The following is a 20,233-nucleotide window of genomic DNA, read 5'->3' as shown; positions in this document are numbered from 1 at the left end:
CTGATAGAGGCAATGAATTTAAAAATAAAGTTATAGATCAGCTATTAAATACATTTAGTATTAACCGTTCCTTGAGTAAGAAAGGCTGTCCCTATGATAATGCTGTTGCAGAAGCTGCTTTTAAAGTAGTTAAAACAGAGTTTGCGTTTAATAAGATCTTTAGTAGTTTTGAGGAATTAGAATATCAGTTATTTGATTATGTAAACTGGTATAATAATCACAGAATACATGGGTCACTAAATTATCTTACCCCTGTAGAATATAGAATGTTAATGTCCGAGAAAAAAGTGTCCTAAAAAGGATTGACAATCCAGATTTCCAATCTCCGCCTCATCAAACCGTGCGTACGGTACTCCCGTACACGGCTTTCCTATTAGCTTCTTCTATAAATCTAAAAAGCATAATGCATTTTAGATTTAAGATATATTCTCCTCCTCAAGTCTTGTAAACTTATAGATGCTTTTTCTTTTCTCAAATGATTTCTCACAGGAAGAAGTGGGGCTTCTCCAGTTCCGAACATATACCATCGCTAATACGCCGCTGGTGTGTATAAATGTTTCAGCCAATTTTCATTTATACATTCTGTCTTCGCCCAAACGTTAAAGGCTCGACCACCAAATTTTATCCCTTTCGAAGCTACTATGCGTTCACTGGTGTTATGGTCTGCATACTTGCTTGATACCCTATAGATACCTTTTTCAATGGACTTCAATATAATTGATTTCTCAATTATATTGCCATTCAGCTACAGAGTTTTGACTTTTACTCTGATAGGACTTTTACCTATTAGATATGTCTAAAGGGTTCCCGACGTGCTCGTGCCGTTAGGCCTGGCAAAAATTTTGCGACCTAAATACTTACCTTATTCATTGCAAACTTTGTGACAGAGAGCATGTCTCGTAGGGTAGCCTGATCTTGGGCGTAACAGGAACCCTCTGTTATATGATGTGACGGCGGAACCTTAGTTTTATAAAGCCCATTTCATTCTTTGTTTTAAAACATCTTTTGTTAAAAAGCCAGTGTAATCAAACACTTGTAAATTAAATGTATAATCATCTGAACAATAATCTTTCCAATTTTCAGCAATGAATTTAATATCTTTTGCTGTTATTAAACCTACATCTGTATCTTCATTGGACTGTGCTTTTAATTTTTGAGCTTTAATTAAACAATCTGAAGTAAAGGATGGCGCAACAACTAAAAATAAAGTTACCCTATTTTTTTCCTCTTGTATGTATCTTTTGAACTGATTAAAATGTTTGTCTGGAAAATTATAGTCTAATTCACAACTTTTATTATCCCATAATATTACATCATCATTTTCACAAACTAATCTCCCGTCAGGATTGTTGTTTCCTTTCATTTTCGTTGGAGTATGTTTTAAAAGTTTTTCAAATAGAAAGCTAGTAGCTTCTTCAAAGTAGTGTTCAACTGATAAATCTTTATCAATTATATTATTTCCTCTTAGCTGATTATACTCTCTATTTGCTAATTCATCTATATAATTAAAATATAATTCTCTAGGGTCACTACTTTCTACTTTATAGGTAATTAAATTATCATAAAAATCTATTATATTATTAATTCGCTCTTCCTTAGTGCCACTTATATTAATATCTTCCAAATCTAATAATATTTCTCTTAATTCATCCTTGGTAAGTTGGCCTAAGGCCATGGAGGGCTTAATCTGAGTATTTAATATTCTTGTATAAAGTTCTTTTTTGGTTCCTGAATAAGGAAAATCATGGTTTTTTAAGATTGTTTTCAATTGTTTTTTCTTTAATTTTTTTAAAAGTAATTTATAGGTGTCTTTTTTTAATTCTAATCCTAAAATATTTTTCATAGTATTAGCTATCTCTTCAGGTATGACAAAATAAGAACTATTATCTCTAAGTCTTGTAATCAACCCTCTGTATTGTAAGTCTTTAAGACTTTCCTTAATAGGCTTATATCCATGAATTTTGTTTCCCTTTTGAGGAAAATATCCTAATCTACTTTCTATTATTCTATGCTCACCTATGCTTATATCCAATTCTTCTCTTAAGGTATTAAGAATATTTTGTTCATGTGAATTTATGTCATCTTGCCATTTCCAAGCTGTAATTAATACTTTTTTATAAATTTTCAAAGAATCTTTATTACTGAATTCTAAACATCCTTCCTTTTTACTGCTTTTTATTATCTCTTTCTCTTTTTGTTTCACCTTTTGAATTAACTCATTCTTTTCACATTTATAATCATTCTCATTCAAAAGAATATATAGTAATAAATTATTTAATACTCTAGTATTTCTATCAATATGTATGAAATTCAACTTGCTCTTTATCCTATCATAATCAGCAAACTCATTATTGTTTTTTAATATTAATTTTCTCATTTCCTTTTCATTGTCTTTAGGAGTATCCTTTAAAAAACTGTCTACCAATCTACCAAGATAAAGTTTTGACATTTTTGAAACAATCTCTTCCAGTTTCATTTTTATCCTCCTCGTAAATCATGGTTTAATTTTAGATTAAAACTCAGTTACCACATAGGGATATACATATTTATTAAACAATTGTTGAGTAGAGAAAATTTATTTTTTGAAATGGAAATTATTTAAAATTTAATAAAATAAGTGTTATATTATATTTAAAGCAGACCTATATAATGTAATGAGATAGGGGAGTTTTAGGTGTTATATTTAATATTTTTAACACACAAAACTTGAATGGTCCTTTTAGGTCGTACAAAAGGAGAAAATTAAATTAAAAGTTATATCATTTTTCCCTAAATTATTGATAATATGACTATCTTAAGTATTCAATGGAAGTCACTTATTTAAAATCCCCTGTTAGCCGTCATTTCATAGTCATGGCAGGAACGCTAGTTGCCCAACGTCCCCCACACAGATCCCGGCGTGCGGAACTACCGCACCAGGCTCTTCAGATTGCACTCCCTTCCGTAATCAGCTATTTCAAATGCTTCTTGGTATTTCTATAATGAGGTTGCCACTAGTTATCCGGCCTTGCGCGTCCGGTTAGTGTTTCCTTTGATGGGTTCATATTCCTGTCACCCCTTCCCCATGTAACTAGCTTTCCTAGTCTCAGAGTACTATGAGTCAATCCGACTTCCTACAAGCTACGGGTCGTCCTCTTTTTCGATTGGATAGACCTTCCAGCAATTACTGGAACCTGTAGGACCTCCCAAGTTCCTGATATTTCTCTCTCTTCATGCCAGGTTCTCTGACCCCGACAGACCCTCCGGAATCTCACCTTTTACGATTCCTTCGTATTGACTTCCGCAACGTTAACTACGTCATCATCTGCATTTCTCCTGTTTCCAGGACACCGCTACTAACGGGGCTCAATATGCTTCAGGAATTACGGTCTTCCCTCTGGCCTAAAAAGTTCTCTAAGAAACATACTAAGTGATTCACACAAAAACCAAAATTCAGGTTTTTGGTTCTCTACTTATGTGTACACTTCACCTGAATTGTTACCAATTCAAGGCGCAACACTCGATATAGGTGGATGGTTAGTCCTTACCTAGCAAAGACTGTTATCATATATATCAACTACTTAATATTACTTAAACCATTTAAAGACCTTCACTTTACCAATGACAGTGAGGTAGTAAAGATAGACCTTCTGCCGGCGATCTTTTAAGCTTTTACCATTGAGCTACTTACGTTGATTCTGTTGTAATTTATCATAATCGATGTTATCCTAAGTCTACTTTAGTAGACAGCTTCACTTTGCCAGAAGTATCAAACTTGCTTGGCGTACTAACGTCCCTGGGCTTCACGACGTCCCATTATTGCAGTGCGACCTTTTTTATATTAGTTAATTTTCATAAGTCAGTATTAAATCCCATTTATACAATCAAATTAGATGTCGTTTAAGCCCATGTTATAGGACGTCAGAATTCAAATAAATTTCTAACTTTAATCTGATTTAACTTTTTCTTTAACTTCTTCAAATCTTACTTTAGCATGTCCTAAATTTATTATTAATTTAATAAGAGAAATAGAATTTAATAAGGCATATAAAAATCCAAATATATATGTAAATAATAAACTAGCATCAACAATTTTAAGTGAAATTGATGTATAACTAAAAAATATTAAACCCAAAGAATATATAATATGTAAGATCCAAAGAACTCCAGCTAAATAAAACGGAAAAAAGAAAGATATATATAAATCATGCTTTTTTAAAAACTTAAGAAAACTACCGTCTGCTAAAGATAATAATAAAGCTAAACCAGTAATTACTACTGAAAAAACAGTAACATCTAATACAATTATAATATGAATTAAATCTTTAAAAAGACTTCCAGTATTCTCTCTAGTAATACAATTTAATAAATAAAATATACTCAAAGGAAATATTAAAGAAAAATAAAACTCTTTGCAATTAAATAATTTTTTTATTCCAAATTTTCTTAACATGTTAAAAAAATCAAACTGTTTATTGTTTTTACTCATAATCACTAGACTCCTTATGTTGAGCAATTGCTTTAAATAAAAATCCTAATGCTTTATCAATAAATTCATCTAAATTATTTTTTTCTAATTTGATTGTCTGCGAAAGATGTTCTTCTTCAGAATATACTTCTTTTATATTGCCTTCTAAATCTTTACCTCCCAATTTAAAATCTCCATAGCCCGATAATCCCATATTTACTGAATCTTTAAATAACATTGCCTCTTTATTTAATCCTCCATCAGATTTATATTCATGCTCAGCCTTTTCAGCTTCAAGCTCTTTAATCTTTTCATCTAATTCATCAAACTCCTCACTATAATCCCAATTAGCTGGAATAAGATTAAATTTAGCATAATTTATTTCACTAAATTCATCTATCTGTCTTAAAATACTTATACTAGTAAGTAATTTATTTTCTAATCTCCCAACATTTGGTTGATTGTATGAAATTAATGTACTAAACATTTTTCCAAACTGAAATTTAGATATATATTTTCTCTCTTCAAAGACAACAATTTCCGTTTTTAAATCAAATAAAAAATATGATTCATGAGCAACATTTGGAACATGATGGTCCCGAAGTTCTCCACTATCTGAATCTATTATTTTTTGAGCCTGATCTTTACCTCTACATAATTTTCCTACAACTAAAATTCTTCTTTGTATATTAAATTTATTAATATCTGTAAACCCTATGATTGAATCTCCATATTCTATAAAACCTTTACTTTCTAGTATTGCTTTTAAAATATATTGCTTTAAATCTGATAAATTATGTGAAAATAATTTTTCGCTAACACTAATCTTAGTAGCGTATAAATCAATTTTTTTCAACTCCATTACCTCCCTATACATTTTAACCTGATGTCCTAGTCATGGTAGGAACGCTAGTTGCCCAGCGTCCCCCACACAGATCCCGGCGTGCGGAATTACCGCACCGGGCTCTTCAGATTGCACTCCCTTCCGTAATCAGCTATTTCAAATGCTTCTTGATATTTCTATAGTGAGGTTGGCACTAGTTATCCGGCCTTGCGCGTCCGGCTAGTGTTTCCTTTATAGTTGCGTGCAACTGTCACCCCTTCCCCCATGTAACCAGCTTTCCTGATCTCAGAGTACTATGAGTTAATCCGACTTCCTACAAGTTATGAGTCATTCTCTTTTTCGATTGGATAGACCTTCCAGCAATTACTGGAATCTGTAGGACCTCCCAAGTTCCTGATATTTCTCTCTCTTCATGCCAGGTTCTCTGACCCCGACAGACCCCCCTCCGGAATCTCACCTTTTACGATTCCTTCGTATTAAATTCCGCAACGTTAATTACGTCATCATCTGCATTTCTCCTGTTTCCAGGACACCGCTACTAACGGGGCTCAATATACTTCAGGAATTACGGTCTTCCCTCTGGCCTAAAAAGTTCCCTAAGAAACATACTAAGTGATTCACACAAAAACTATAATTCAGGTTTTTGGTTCTCTACTTATGTGTACACTTCACCTGAATTGTTACCAATTCAAGGCGCAACACTCGATATAGGTGGATGGCTAGTCCTTACCTAGCAAAGACTGTTATCAGATATATCAACTACTTAATATTACTTAAACCATTTAGCGACCTTCACTTTACCAATGACAGTGAGGTAGTAAAGATAGACTTTCTGCCGGCGAACTTTTAAGCTCTTACCATTGAGCTATTTACGTTGGTTTTATTGTAATTTATCATAATCGATGTTATCCTAAGTCTACTTTAGTAGACGGCTTCACTTTGCCAGAAATATCAAACTTGCTTGGCGTACTAACGTCCCGCAAATTCACGACGTCCCTGATAATGCTACCAACTTCTAATTAAGACTGAAACCTTATGTAAGTCATTCCAGCCTTAACTTATGCTCATAGACTGGGATGTTGTTAATCTGCTGTTATGTGAAGTTAGAACGCCAGCTTAAACTCACTGTCTCCATTAATAACTATTCCTGCATCAATGAGACTAGCTAAACGAGATTCAATTACTTCAAGTTCCCTTGAACATATACATCCATCTCTAAACGAACAATCTATGTCATTCTGCACACATTCAGAATTTTTGTAAAAGAAATCAGTTGCAGAAAACTTTTTTCCTTTCATGATATCTAATATCAAGCATCTATCCTGTTCATCGAGCTTATTAATAGTCTGTGTTGTAACACCAAATACACTTGCTAGAACATTTGCTATACCTTTAGTCAGAGTTACATCCAAAATGAACATTACTAATAAAATAGTTGTTTTCTTTACGTTAATATGGTATTTAGCATTCATTGATACCCAATTCCTCGGTCCTTGCATAGGAAGAATTGGCTCATTATCATCAATGTAAAGCTCTTCACTTGAATCAAGTATATGTCTGTTCTTAATGATGAAATTAAAGGTATCATCAACAAGCCTTCCACTATTAGTGTAATTTATCATTTCTTGCATTACTTCAGTTTTATTGCCCTCAATAACTATATATTCCATATATTTCTCCTCACTTTCGAAACAAAGTTATAATTTCACATAACTCATATTTTCATGACACATGTCGTATATACTCCTTATTTAACTCTCTTCATGATGTATGTCGCAAATACTTAATTAACCAACTCTATTATGTTCTTTCACCACAAAACCATAAATTTCCTTGCTAAAATAAGGAAACACCCCTAATTTATCACAATGCACCGATATATAAGCAACCCCCTCCAAAACACAGCACTAAAATTTAATCTTTGTATAATTGTTAGTTCTTCTAGTTCTTCTACTTCCTCTCTACAAACTAATTCAAAACCTCCTATATCCCCCTCTCTTCTGCCTTCTTATTTAATCTCATTATTTAGTTGAATTTTCAACTAAATAAATGTATAATAATACCAATAAGTTGAAATTTCAACTATTTTTAGAAGGAGGTATAAGTTGAGTAATCTAAATAATTTTATACTTAGAGAAGTTGGAAAGTTAAATCGTTGTGTACAATCAATCAGTAATATCAATCTTAAAGAAATCAACCTACAAAAAGGTCAATTCATATATCTAACTGAAATATGTGAACATCCCGGGATTAATCAAAAAGATTTAACTAATATCTTAAAAGTTGATAAGACTTCGACCTCTAAGGCAGTAAAAAAGTTAAAAAAGATAGGTTATATAAAACGAGTAAAAGATGAAGATGATAAGAGAGTCTGGAACCTCTACCCTACTGCCAAAGGTAAGAAAATATACAAAGTAGTCATTGCTGAGGAAAATAGAAATCTAAATATATGCCTTACTGATTTTAACGAGCAAGAAAAAGAATTAATATATAATTTAGTTAAAAGAATGAGAGAAAATATTGAAGTAGATTGGCACAAAATTAAAATGGATTTTTAAACCAAAGTATTATAAAATTACTTTTAGCATAGAATATTACCATGATCTATGTTAAAATAGTAAATTGGGATATGAAAATTCCTATATAAATAAGGAGGTCCAATATGAATCAGACTAAACAAATATGTAATCATTATGAAATGTGTGGAGGCTGTAATAAACAAGATATTAATTATAAAGAACAACTCCAGCAAAAAGAAGAAATGGTTAAAGATTTATTTACCAAAGCTGAGATTGATGTAGAAGAATTTTTGAATATTAAACCAAGCCCTAATATCTTTGAATACCGAAATAACATGGAATTCAGTTTTGGAGATTTAGAAAAAGACGGTGAATTACAATTAGGAATGCATCCTAGAGGTATGAGATATGATGTCGTAACTGTTGATGCCTGTCAATTAGTAGATAACGATTTCAGAATAATTATTAAGACTATTATAGATTATTTTAGGAATCAACCGTTCCGAAAATATCATATCAAGCTCGAGGAAGGATTCTTACGAAATCTAATCGTTAGAAAAGGTTTGCACACCGGAGAGATATTAATTAATTTAGTTACCACTACTCAACAACAACATGATTTCACTGACTTGACCGAAGAGTTAAAGAATCTAGATTATCAAGGAGAATTAGTAGGTTTCTTACAGACTCTTAATGATAATCACGCCGATGTAGTTCAATGTGATGAATTAATAACTCATTATGGGAGAGATTATTTCTTTGAAGAATTATTAGGTATTAAATTTAAGGTTAAACCATTCTCTTTCTTTCAACCAAATACTACTGGCGCAGAAGTCTTATATGAAACAATTAAAGACTATTTAGGTGATGCAGACAATAAGATTATTTATGACTTATACTGTGGTACCGGAACCATTGCTCAATCTGTCGTCTCAGAAGCAAAAAAAGTAATAGGAATAGAATTAATGGAAGAAGCAGTTGAAATGGCTAGAGAAAACGCTAAATTAAATAATTTAGATAACTGTCAATTTATCGCCGGCGATGTATTAGAAAAAGTAGATAAATTAGACCAAACTCCGGATGTAATTATTGTAGATCCACCGCGACCTGGTATCCATCCGGATGCCTTACAAAAAATAATTGCCTTCGATGCTAAAGAAATAATCTATGTCTCTTGTAATCCTAAAACTTTAGTTAGAGACTTAAAAGAGATTACTACCAAAGGATATACTGCTAAAAAAGTTCAACCTGTCGATATGTTTCCACATACCAATCATGTAGAGACATCAGTTCATTTAGTTAAAGAATAAATCAGTCTTTTTATTCTGGATAGATTTTCTTTAAAGTAATCGCTAACCATAAAATAGTTAGTATAGATACAAGCAACTCTGAAATTGGAAAAGCAAACCAGGCGGCATCTAGACCATATGTGCGTCCTAATAAATACATAATAGGTAGTAATAATACTATCTGTCTTAAGAATGATAATACTAAACTTGGGATTCCTTTACCAATAGCTTGAAAAGTAATCGAGGCAATAACACTTAACCCCATTATAGGAAAAGCAAAGCTAATTCTCTTTAAAGCAGTTACTCCAATTTGTACTAAACTAGGATCATCATTAAATAAGCTGACCAATTGCCCAGGAAATATTTGGAAAAACATTCCTCCGATTGTAGTAAACAGGAACCCGGCTATTAATCCATATCTAATAGCTTTCTTCATTCTATCAAGGTTATCATGTCCATAATTATAACCCACTATGGGCATATAGCCTTGTCCCAATCCAAAGACCGGCATCAAAATAAAAGTCTGTAATCTATGATAGACACCTACTACAGCAATTGCCGTTACATTATAAGAGGCCACTATCTTATTAACTCCTAGAATCATAAAACTTGATAATAACTGCATAATCATCGAAGGCAATCCAACTTGGTACACTTCTTTAATAACCTCAAAATCAAACTTAAAACTCTTTATATCTAATTCAAATTGACGATAATTTCTAAAAAGAAAAATACCGATAAATATACCGCTCACTAATCTAGAAAAAATAGTAGCATAGGCAGCTCCTCTTATCCCTAATTTAGGAAATATACCAATCCCAAAAATCAAAAATGGATCTAAAGCTATATTCAAAACAGCTCCAATGATTACAGTTATCATAGGAATAAAAGTATTTCCTTCCCCTCTTAAAATATTATCTGCAATAATTGGAAAGAACAATGCTAAAGAACCTAATAAAATAATTTCTATATATGCTTCTCCTAAATCTATTAATAAAGGATCATTAGTAAAAAAACTTATTATATCTTCCGAAGCAAAGTAACCGATTAATCCTGCAATTATTCCATAAAAAATAGTTATGAATATAATATTTTGAGCTACAATATTAACCTTCTCTTCTTTCTCTTCTCCTAATAATCTAGAAATTAATGAACTAGTTCCAATACCAGTACCTACTGCAACTGCAATTAAGATTAGTTGGATAGGAAAGACTAAAGAAAGTGCCGATAAAGCCTCTTTACTCAAATGACCAATATAGATACTATCTATTACATTATATAATGCTTGAATCAACATCCCTATTATCGAGGGAGTTGATAATTTAAATAATAGAGGAAAGACAGCTTCTTCCCCTAATCTGTTCGATTCATCAGTCAATGCCAAACTTACTCCTCCTTACTAACGATTCAACAATTACAAACGATTTTTTACAAAACAAACTGACTTTAACTTAGTTTATATATTTTTATATAATTTATAAGTTATTAAACAATTAAAAACCTGACTACCTTTAACAGTAGCCAGGTTTCTACCTTAGAATAACTAATAGGTGAAAGTATCAAACTTAGTTGATAATTTTTTGGAGTCTTCTCTTAATTCTTCTAACTTTTCTTCGTCATCTTTATTAGCTATTGCTTCGTATATTAGACGTCCTATCTCTTCCATCTCTTCCTCTTCCATACCTCTAGTAGTAACCGCTGGAGTTCCAATTCGAATACCACTAGTTACAAAAGGACTTCTAGTTTCACTAGGAATTGTATTCTTATTTACTGTAATGGCTATTTCATCAAGCACTTCCTCAGCTTCTTTACCAGTAATATTCATATTATTTAAATTTACTAGCATTAAGTGGTTATCTGTACCACCAGAAACTAATTCCATTCCATAATCTTGTAATGTCTCAGCTAATTTTGTTGCATTATCTACAATCTGTTGTTGATATTCTTTAAATTCTGGAGTCATGGCCTCTTTAAAACCAACCGCTTTAGCAGCAATGATATGCATTAAAGGTCCACCTTGAATCCCAGGGAAGATTGCCTTATCTATATCCTTTGCATGCTCTTCTTTACAAAGAATTAGTCCACCTCTAGTACCTCGTAATGTTTTATGAGTAGTTGATGTTACAATATCAGCATGTTCCACTGGATTAGGATGTAAACCAGCCGCTACTAGTCCAGCTATATGAGCCATATCTACCATTAGATAAGCTCCTACCTCATCTGCTATCTCTTTGAATTTAGCAAAATCTATTATACGAGAATAAGCACTAGCACCTACTACGATCATCTCTGGGTTATGTTCTTTAGCTAATTCTCTTACTTCCGTAAAATCAATTACTTCTGTTTCTTCATTTACCCCATAATGAACGAAGTTATATAACTCACCTGAAAAATTCACTTCACTGCCGTGAGTTAAGTGACCTCCATGAGAAAGATCCATTCCCATAATTGTATCTTCGGGTGAAAGCTTGGCCATATATGCTGCCATATTAGCTTGAGATCCAGAATGTGGCTGCACATTAGCATGCTCGGCACCAAATATCTCTTTAGCTCTTTCAATTGCTGCCTTTTCTGCTTTATCTACATACTTACAACCACCATAATATCTACGGTCTGGATATCCTTCAGCATATTTATTAGTCAAACAAGAACCTGCTGCTTCTTTTACTGCTTCACTGACAAAGTTTTCTGAAGCAATTAATTCAATATTCCTAGCTTGACGTGTCTCTTCCTCCTGAATAGCATCATATACTTCTGGATCAATCTCTTTTAAATGTTCCATAATTCTTCCTCCTTTAATTATTTAATTAATAAGTTTATATTATTTTTTATATTAAGATATTTTTTCGTATTTTGCATCAGTATCTTTATTAGGTTATCATATTTATAAAACATTTTAGAAATAGAATTTATAACCAAATAAACTTAGCTACAAATAGAACTCCTAATAGATATATTAACCAGTGAACATCTCTGCCCTTACCAGTAAATAACTTTACTAATGGATAAAAGATAAAACCAAGTCCTATACCATTAGCTATTGAATAAGTAAGAGGCATAGCTACCATAGTCATAAAAGCTGGTAATACTTCAGTATAGTCATCCCAATCTATTTCAGTAACATTACTCATCATCATAGTACCAACGGCTATTAATGCTGGTGCAGTAGCTGCGCCAGGAACAATCCCAATTAACGGTTTAAAGAAGAGTGCCAAGAAGAATAAGGCAGAAACAACTACACCTGTTAATCCTGTACGCCCTCCTACAGCAACTCCTGAAGCAGATTCAACATAAGTAGTTACAGTAGTTGTCCCAAATAAAGCTCCACCTGTAGTTCCAATAGCATCAGATAAAAGAGCTTTATTAGCCTTAGGTAAGTTACCATCTTCATCTAAATAACCTGCCTGCTGGCTAACACCTACTAAAGTCCCAGCAGTATCAAACATATCTACAAATAAGAAAGATAGTAAAACTCCAACTAAACTAGCATCAAGTGCAGCTTTGATGTCTAACTTAAATAATACAGTAGACCAATCACTGAATTTTGGCATAGCTATTATTCCTTCTAACGGTGGAGTAACACCATTAACCCAACCGAATATAGTTGAAGCAATGATTCCCCAAAGCAATGCACCTTTTACTCCTTTAGAATGTAAAATACCAATTACGGCTAATCCAAACATCGTTACAAGAGCCGGTCCACTAAAAAGATTTCCCATTTCAACTAAGGTCGCATCACTATTGACAACAATTTCTGCATTCTGTAAACCAATAAAGGCAATAAAGAGTCCAATCCCTGCACTAATACCTGTCTTGAGCCCCATCGGAATTGCATTTACAATCATTTCTCTAGCCTTAACCACACTTAACAGCATGAAGATAACTCCTTCTAAGAAGATAACTCCTAATGCAACCTGCCACGAAACTCCCATATTCATAACAATAGAATAAGCGAAGAAAGCATTTAATCCCATCCCCGAAGCTAAAGCAAAAGGATAATTAGATATAAATGCCATTGATAATGTACCTAAGATTGCCCCAGCTATAGTTGCAATAAATACACCATTAAAAGGCATTCCAGCATCGCTTAAAATTCCAGGATTGACGAATATAATATAACCCATAGTCATAAAAGTTGTGAAACCAGCCAATATTTCAGTCTTTACATCAGTATTATTCTCTTTTAATTTAAATAACCTCTCCAAAAGACCAACATTTTCCTCAGTTTCAGACCTTACGTCACTCAATAGTAAGCCTCCTTTATAATTTTTAGACTAATCACCAATCCCTTCACAATAAAACATTTAACTACTCCTGTCTATCCCTCCTTTTTCATTTAAAAAACTAATGCTAAACTCATCACTCACATCCAACAATCAATCTATATTCAATTGAACATATTCTAGCTGCTTAACATCAAATAACCCTTTGTCAGTAATTTTCAATTCTGGAATTACCGGTAAAGCCATAAATGATAAAGTCATAAAAGGTTCTCTAATCTTAACTCCTAATGACTCAGTAATCTCTTTCATCTTATTAATCCGAATAGCTACCTCATCTAAAGAGAGCTTAGACATTAAACCTGCTATTGATAACGGTAATTTGGCAAGGACTTCTCCTTCTTTTACTATGACAATCCCACCATCTAACTCTTCAACTTTTTTAACAGCTCTATACATATCATCTTTATCCAGTCCTGCAGTTATTATATGATGAGAATCATGGGCAATCGAAGTAGCAATAGCCCCTTCTTCAAGACCAAATCCTTTTAAAAGTCCTAATCCTACATTACCTGTAGCTTGATGTCTATCTACCACAGCTATTTTAACTAAATCATTCTTAATCAATTCCTGTTTAACTTCTGTCTCTTCAAAAGAAAGATTAACAATCTGCTGCTTAGTTATGATCTGATCTGGACTTAATTCCATAACTCGGAATTTATTCCCTTTAAGTAATTCAAAATTTTCAGACAAAATTCGACCAATGTTTACAGAATTCATAACTTCTTTCTTCAAATCCTGATCAATCTTAGAGCTCATTGAAAAGGTAGATTCTCCTTCTTTAGCAACCATCTTTCCGTCTTTAAATACCATATCAATATTCCAATTATCGAAGTCATCAATTACTACTAAATCTGCTTGATACCCTGGAGCAATGGCACCTAAATTATCTAAACCAAAACATTCAGCAGCATTAATAGTACCTAACCTAATTGCTTCTACAGGATTAATACCACTCTTATGTAATTTTTTCATCAAAAAGTTAATATGTCCTTCTTCTACTAAATCTTGTGGATGGCGATCATCAGTAGCTAACAAGAATCGTCTCATATTATTTGAGTTGATTCCTGGTAGCAAATTAAGCAGATCCTTAGTAGCAGAACCTTCGCGAATCATGACATACATTCCGGACCTAATCTTCTCTATTGCTTCTTTAGCAGTAGTACATTCATGATCTGCCCCAATATCAGCCATTAAATAAGCATTTAACTCTTTACCACTAACTCCAGGAGCATGCCCGTCCTTAAATGTCTCGCCGGTTATCTCTAACTTTTCCCATGTCTTATCATCTCCAGCGATCACATTTATAAAGTCCATCACTTCTCCTAAACCGAAGAACTTCTCCTCAGAAAATAATTGTGACATCTTCTGAGCATCTATTATAGCTCCAGGAGTTCCAGCAGATGCTGCTGGAACCGCCGAAGGAAACATCAGGAATAAATTCCACGGCAACTCTTTTGCTCCTTGATAAATATACTCTATCCCCTTCATCCCGCTAACATTAGCAATTTCATGAGGATCAGCAAAGATAGTAGTAGTTCCTGAAGCTATAACTTGACGAGCAAACTCTTTAACTTCTACCATACCACTTTCAATATGAAGATGTCCATCAATAAACCCAGGTGAAAGAATTCTACCATCTAAATCTATCTCTTCTTTACCTTGGTAATCTCCATAACCTATAACCTTTCCATCGGCAACTGCAACATTTTCTTCTACTATTTCTCCATTAAATACATCAACTACTCGACCATTTTTAAATAGAATATCTACTTTCTCTTCTCCCCGCGCTTGCTTCAATAATTTCTTATCCAATGTCTTTAGCCTCCTCAACTATATTATAGGTTTAATTATCATTTTTCTCTCTTAAAGCTTTAAGAATTTTTTCTGGAGTAGCAGGGAGTTCTTTTATTCTTACTCCAATTGCATCTTCAATAGCATTAATAATAGCAGGAGCAGCCGGAAGGGTTACTGGTTCTCCAATACCTTTAGCTCCATATGGGCCTGGTCCATCACCACTTTCTACAATCACTGTTTCTATCTCTGGAACATCCATTGTAGTAGGTACTAAATAATTACTCATATTAGGATTCATAGTTATTCCTTCATCTATAATCTGATCTTCCATTAACGCCATTCCCATCCCCATTACAGTTCCACCTTCACTCTGTCCTTCTATATTCTGGGGATGGATAGCTTTTCCTACGTCAGGAGCAGTAACCATTCTTAATACAGTAACAATCCCTGTATCAGTATCAACTTCAACTTCTGCAACATGAGTATTAAAGGTATAAGTAACATAAGCAAGTTCTGAATAACCAGTCTCTTCATCAGGAGCATAAGTTTCTGGGAAATAACATCCTTCTGCTTTAAGCGGTTCTCCCTTATTTTTAGCAATTTGAGCTAACTCTTTAAATGTTAATTCTTCTCCTTCAAATGGAACTACTTTTCCATCTTTCACCTCAAACTCGGGATAATTAGCTCCTAATTCCATAAATGCTTGATGATTAATCTGACCTAATAATTCTTCTGCAGCCACCTTAGCCGCATTTCCAGAAAAGATCGTCTGTCTACTAGCTGAAGTTGAACCAGCATTCTTCATATCCTCTGTAGTACCTGGAGCTACTTCAATTCTATCTTGAGATATGTTTAATACTTCAGAAACAATCTGGGTAACTACAGTTAAAACACCCTGTCCTACATCAGCTGCTGCAGTCTCTATTAATATATCTCCATCTTCTTTAACTTTTACTGTGCAGAAAGAATGATCTGGAAATCCTTCTCCATAGCCATTACCAAACATTATAGTAGCCATGCCCTTCCCACATTTCTTCGTTGATGAATTATCAGCTTTCTCTTCTGTACTTGCCGACTTTTTTTGATAATCTGCTGCTTCAATAGCTTTTTTTAATGATTCCTTTGCTCCAACACTACTAGTTAAAATTTGACCATTAGGAGTTGAAGAACCTATATCATAAGCATTCTTTAATCTGAATTCATAAGGATCCATACCCAACTCTTCAGCTATAATATCAATCTGTGATTCATAAGCAAATGCTGATTGAGTAGCACCAAAGCCTCTCATTGCTCCAGCATAAGTGTTATTAGTATAAACTGTGTAAGACTTTCCTTTTACATTGGGAACATTATATGGTCCTGTACAATGATAGAGCGCTTGATGTACTACTGCTGGACCACTGGAAGCACATGCTCCTGTATCACCAATTACTTCAGACTCCCAAGCAATTATCTCTCCATCTTTAGTAACTCCTGTTTTAAATTTAAAAGTTATAGGATGTCGTTTTGATTGAGTTATCATAGATTCTTCTCGAGTATAAGCTAATTTAACAGGCTTCCCAGTTAACTTTGCCATAATAGCTAAATGTAGATGTACCGAAATATCCTCTCTCTTTCCAAAAGCTCCACCAATAGTTGGTTGGTTAATTTTGATTTTTTCAGGAGGGACTCCTAATGATTGAGCCATATCTCCTTGAGTATCATGCAACCACTGCGTTGGGGCCCAAAGAGTATACGTATCTGTTTCTGAATCATACTTAGCTACCCCGGCTTCTGGTTCCAAAGGAAGTTGTTCTATATGTTGCGTCTGAAATTCATTAGAAATAATTAAATCTGCTTCCTCAAAACCTTGCTCCACATCACCTTTTTCAAGATTATGAGAACAGACAACATTACCCTCTTCATGAATTTTAGGAGCATCATCTTCCATAGCCCGAAAAGGATTATCAATCACTTCTAACTCTTCATATTCGACTTCAATTAAATTCCGAGCTTCATGGGCAATCTCCTCTGACTCAGCAGCAATTGCTGCCAAAGCATCGCCCATGTAATGAGTCTTTTCTTTAACAAATACCTCTTCATCTTTAAGGATTAAACCAAAATTATTTAATTCAGGAAGATCATCAGCCGTAACTATTCTTACCACTCCATCTAACTCTTGAGCTTTAGAAATATCTATATCAATTATTTTAGCATGTGGATGAGGTGCTCGCAATATTTTTAAATACAGCATGTCATCAAATGAATAATCTTTTGCAAACTTAGCCTTACCAATTACTTTCTCAATCGCATCAACTTTCTTCACTTTTTGACCGACTACTTTCTTCATGATGAGTCACCTCCTCTATTAGCAACTGCTTTAACTGCTTCAATTATCTTTGTATATCCTGTGCAACGACATATATTCCCAGATAATCCGACTTTAATCTCAGACTCATTCGGTGCAGGATTCTTATCAAGTAGATTTTTTGCTGATAAGATCATACCTGGCGTGCAAAAACCACATTGGACTGCTCCATATTCAATAAATGACTCTTGTAGCGGATGAAGATTATCCTCGTCACCAAGCCCTTCAATAGTAGTAATATTACTATCATCAGCTTCTGCAGCTAGAACTAAGCAGGAGTTTACTGTTTCACCATCCTTAATTATAGTACAGGCTCCACACTCACCTTCACCGCATCCTTCTTTAGTACCTAATAATCCTAATTCTTCTCTAAGCAAATCAACTAATCTCATATCAGGACTGACATCAACTGAATAATCTGTGTCATTCACCGTTAAGGTAATAGGAAGTTTATTCATCTATATCCCAACCTCCAATTGCTCTGTAGCCTCTTTGATTAATCTAATTACTGCTGACTTAGCTACTTGCTTTCTATATTCTGCTGTTCCTCGTACATCATCAATCGGAGTAATCTCATCACTGGCTGCTTGACCTGCTTTTTCTATATTTTCTATAGTAACCTCTGCGCCTCTTATCACTTCTTCAGCTTTTCTAGCCCTATACGGTACAGGTGCTACAGAACCAAGACAGATGCGTACATCTATAAATTTCATATCTTCGCGGTCAATTTCTAAAAAGACAGAGCCGTTTAATACTGAAATAGATAGTGCTTTTCTTTTTCCTATTTTCATAAAGCTACCTGCTTTTGTGTCATCAGGAATCGGTAATGAAATATTAGTAATCAATTCTTGATCATCAATAATTGTCTCTCCTGGCCCAGTAAATATATTTTCTAAGTCAAAATTACGTTTACCATTAACTCCTGTTAATTCCACAGTAGCTCCAGCTGCAATTAGAGCCGGTACTGTATCAGCTGCCGGAGATGCATTAGCTATATTACCTCCTATAGTGCCTCTATGTCTAATCTGAGGAGACCCTACTTCTTCAGCCGCTTGACAAAGCCAAGGAACTAATTCTAATAATATTTCTGAATCACATATTTCTTGGTGAGTAGTCAACGGACCAATCTGAATCTCATCTTCTTTCTTTGTAATTCCACGTAATTCTTCTATTCCTGAAATATTGATTATCTTTCCCATTTGGCTTAAACTTTCAAAATACTCTACCATTAAATCAGTGCCGCCGGCAAAGAAAGTTGCATTCTGTTCTCTACTAATTAATTCTAATGCCTCATCTATATTAGTTGGCTTATAGTACATACTACCTGCCAATTAACCCACCTCCTATATGAAAACTAGAACCTTTTCCAAACTTCTTTAGCTGTTAACCGTGCCTTATGATATATCTCTTCTTCATCTACTACTTTAACTTCTCCATCTTCCATTAATACCTGCCCATTAACCATAGTCATCTCTACCTTACCACCAGAAATTCCAAAAAGTATATGAGGATAATAATTATCACTGCTTAAAGGTGTAGTAGGACGATAATCAACTGCTATTAAATCAGCATATCCACCTTCTTTTAAAACTGCTAATGGTTTATCATAAAATTTATTAGTTATTTTTTGATTATTCTCAAAAGTTATAGTAGGTACTTCCTCCCACGCTGCAGAAGGGTTTCCAGAATTATGTTTATGCAGAAGGTTTGCTACTTTAATTGATTCAAACATATCAGTAGTAAAACCATCTGTTCCATGTCCTACAAGAACTCCTTTATCAAGCATAGAAAATATCGGTGGATATCCTACAGCATTACCCATATTCGATTCTGGATTATGAATTAAATTAGCATTATGTTCGGAAAGAATCTCCATATCATGAGGCTGTAAATGAACACCATGAGCACCGATCATCTTTGAATTACAAAGACCTAGCTCCTCTAATCTTTCAATTACAGTTAAATCATACTTAGATAGACTATCCTCTTGGTCTGCTTTTCCTTCAGCAACATGCATGTGAATACCTGTCTCTAATTCATTCACTACTTTACTTACTTGCTGTAAAGTCTCATTACTTAAAGTAAAGGAAGCATGTAATCCAAAAGCACTTTTAATTAATTCTGAATCTTTTTCTTTACATTTTTTAATAAACCGCTTATTCTCTTCAATTCCTTCTTGGGCTTTTTCTTTACCATCCCGATCAGAAACCTCATAGGATAAACAAGCTCGAATTCCTGTTTCATTTACTGCTTCTGAAATCTTATCAAGTGAACCACTGATAGCATTGGGACTGGCGTGATGATCAAAAATAGTCGTCGTACCATTCTTTATCCCTTCAATAATAGCCAATAATGCGCTATAATAGACTCCTTCATAATCTAAAGCTTTATCTAACCTCCACCAAAGTCGTTCTAAAATCTGAACGAAATCCTGCGGGGGGTCATCTTTAATTGCCATTCCCCGAGCAAAAGTACTATAAAGGTGCATATGAGTATTAACCATCCCCGGCATAATTAATTTATCATCAGTCTTAATCTTATCTTCAATCTTTGACTCATATTTTTTAATAAGCTGCTTATAATCTCCAATCTCTTTTATCAAATTATCTTCAATTACTAAGCCGCCGTCGGTTACAACTGGTCTGTTTGAATCAAAAGTGATTATTGTCCCTGGTCCAACTAGTTTCAAGGGATCACCTCCAATAAATTA

The 20,233-nt window shown here is 33.8% G+C and carries 15 protein-coding genes; 3 read left to right on the top strand and 12 right to left on the bottom strand.

What is annotated here, in order from left to right; genetic code table 11:
* Positions 1–296 (top strand): IS3 family transposase (locus B5D41_RS10755; RefSeq protein ID WP_143555701.1); only part of this gene is annotated, 296 nt, incomplete at its 5' end.
* Positions 297–967: 671 nt separating this feature from the next.
* Here B5D41_RS10755 and B5D41_RS10750 read toward each other — a convergent pair.
* The 4 genes from B5D41_RS10750 to B5D41_RS10735 all read right to left on the bottom strand — a co-directional run bounded on the left by B5D41_RS10750 (position 968) and on the right by B5D41_RS10735 (position 6,961).
* Entirely contained in the window at positions 968–2,476 is a 1,509-nt protein-coding gene (locus B5D41_RS10750) for an SAP domain-containing protein (protein WP_078810658.1), read from the bottom strand.
* 1,449 nt (positions 2,477–3,925) lie between these two features.
* Positions 3,926–4,468, bottom strand: coding sequence for a hypothetical protein (locus B5D41_RS10745; protein WP_078810657.1), 543 nt, complete (start codon positions 4,466–4,468; stop codon positions 3,926–3,928).
* The gene (locus B5D41_RS10740) at positions 4,461–5,303 is read right to left on the bottom strand and encodes a DUF4747 family protein (protein WP_078810656.1); all 843 of its coding nucleotides are present in this window, start codon (positions 5,301–5,303) and stop codon (positions 4,461–4,463) included. The genes B5D41_RS10745 and B5D41_RS10740 overlap by 8 nt, the downstream gene beginning before the upstream one ends.
* A gap of 1,091 nt (positions 5,304–6,394) precedes the next feature.
* Complete coding sequence (locus tag B5D41_RS10735) at positions 6,395–6,961, bottom strand: hypothetical protein (RefSeq protein WP_078810655.1); 567 nt, start codon at positions 6,959–6,961, stop codon at positions 6,395–6,397.
* 435 nt (positions 6,962–7,396) lie between these two features.
* On the opposite strand from B5D41_RS10735, the gene B5D41_RS10730 reads away from it, so the two are divergent.
* A complete protein-coding gene (locus B5D41_RS10730; protein WP_078810654.1) occupies positions 7,397–7,849 on the top strand; it encodes a MarR family winged helix-turn-helix transcriptional regulator in 453 nt (150 codons plus the stop codon).
* Positions 7,850–7,953: 104 nt separating this feature from the next.
* Positions 7,954–9,120: a 23S rRNA (uracil(1939)-C(5))-methyltransferase RlmD gene (gene rlmD, locus B5D41_RS10725; protein WP_078810653.1), complete on the top strand. Its 1,167-nt coding sequence runs from the start codon at positions 7,954–7,956 to the stop codon at positions 9,118–9,120.
* Positions 9,121–9,130: 10 nt separating this feature from the next.
* Here the strand turns inward: rlmD and B5D41_RS10720 are convergent, their stop codons facing one another.
* From B5D41_RS10720 to ssnA, 8 genes are all read right to left on the bottom strand, one after another.
* Complete coding sequence (locus B5D41_RS10720; protein ID WP_078810652.1) at positions 9,131–10,483, bottom strand: MATE family efflux transporter; 1,353 nt, start codon at positions 10,481–10,483, stop codon at positions 9,131–9,133.
* A gap of 159 nt (positions 10,484–10,642) precedes the next feature.
* Positions 10,643–11,881, bottom strand: a complete 1,239-nt coding sequence (locus B5D41_RS10715; protein WP_078810651.1) for a serine hydroxymethyltransferase — start codon at positions 11,879–11,881, stop codon at positions 10,643–10,645.
* A 127-nt stretch (positions 11,882–12,008) separates the two neighbouring features.
* Positions 12,009–13,346: an NCS2 family permease gene (locus B5D41_RS10710; RefSeq protein ID WP_078810650.1), complete on the bottom strand. Its 1,338-nt coding sequence runs from the start codon at positions 13,344–13,346 to the stop codon at positions 12,009–12,011.
* A 129-nt stretch (positions 13,347–13,475) separates the two neighbouring features.
* Positions 13,476–15,194: an adenine deaminase gene (ade, locus tag B5D41_RS10705; protein ID WP_078810649.1), complete on the bottom strand. Its 1,719-nt coding sequence runs from the start codon at positions 15,192–15,194 to the stop codon at positions 13,476–13,478.
* 31 nt (positions 15,195–15,225) lie between these two features.
* Positions 15,226–17,505 carry a xanthine dehydrogenase family protein molybdopterin-binding subunit gene (locus B5D41_RS10700; RefSeq protein WP_078810648.1) on the bottom strand — a complete coding sequence of 760 codons (2,280 nt, stop codon included), beginning with the start codon at positions 17,503–17,505 and terminating at the stop codon, positions 15,226–15,228.
* Positions 17,502–17,981 (bottom strand): (2Fe-2S)-binding protein, encoded by a 480-nt coding sequence (locus B5D41_RS10695; protein ID WP_078810647.1) that lies wholly within the window; start codon positions 17,979–17,981, stop codon positions 17,502–17,504. The genes B5D41_RS10700 and B5D41_RS10695 overlap by 4 nt, the downstream gene beginning before the upstream one ends.
* On the bottom strand, positions 17,982–18,854 hold the full coding sequence (locus B5D41_RS10690; protein WP_078810646.1) for an FAD binding domain-containing protein: 873 nt from the start codon (positions 18,852–18,854) through the stop codon (positions 17,982–17,984). It abuts the gene before it with no gap.
* A 23-nt stretch (positions 18,855–18,877) separates the two neighbouring features.
* The gene (gene ssnA, locus B5D41_RS10685) at positions 18,878–20,212 is read right to left on the bottom strand and encodes a putative aminohydrolase SsnA (protein WP_078810645.1); all 1,335 of its coding nucleotides are present in this window, start codon (positions 20,210–20,212) and stop codon (positions 18,878–18,880) included.
* Positions 20,213–20,233 lie beyond the last annotated feature (21 nt).

The organism is Selenihalanaerobacter shriftii, from assembly GCF_900167185.1.
Lineage (GTDB): Bacteria > Bacillota > Halanaerobiia > Halobacteroidales > Acetohalobiaceae > Selenihalanaerobacter > Selenihalanaerobacter shriftii.
Note: the sequence above shows the minus strand (reverse complement) of the source record. Positions and strands in the feature narration are given on the sequence as shown.

What these genes read in the sequence shown, in the direction of transcription:
- B5D41_RS10700 (WP_078810648.1), bottom strand. Translation starts at nt 17,505, where the DNA reads ATGAAGAAAGTAGTCGGTCAAAAAGTGAAGAAAGTTGATGCGATTGAG.
- B5D41_RS10735 (WP_078810655.1), bottom strand. Translation starts at nt 6,961, where the DNA reads ATGGAATATATAGTTATTGAGGGCAATAAAACTGAAGTAATGCAAGAA.
- B5D41_RS10745 (WP_078810657.1), bottom strand. Translation starts at nt 4,468, where the DNA reads ATGAGTAAAAACAATAAACAGTTTGATTTTTTTAACATGTTAAGAAAA.
- B5D41_RS10750 (WP_078810658.1), bottom strand. Translation starts at nt 2,476, where the DNA reads ATGAAACTGGAAGAGATTGTTTCAAAAATGTCAAAACTTTATCTTGGT.
- B5D41_RS10695 (WP_078810647.1), bottom strand. Translation starts at nt 17,981, where the DNA reads ATGAATAAACTTCCTATTACCTTAACGGTGAATGACACAGATTATTCA.
- B5D41_RS10715 (WP_078810651.1), bottom strand. Translation starts at nt 11,881, where the DNA reads ATGGAACATTTAAAAGAGATTGATCCAGAAGTATATGATGCTATTCAG.
- rlmD (WP_078810653.1), top strand. Translation starts at nt 7,954, where the DNA reads ATGAATCAGACTAAACAAATATGTAATCATTATGAAATGTGTGGAGGC.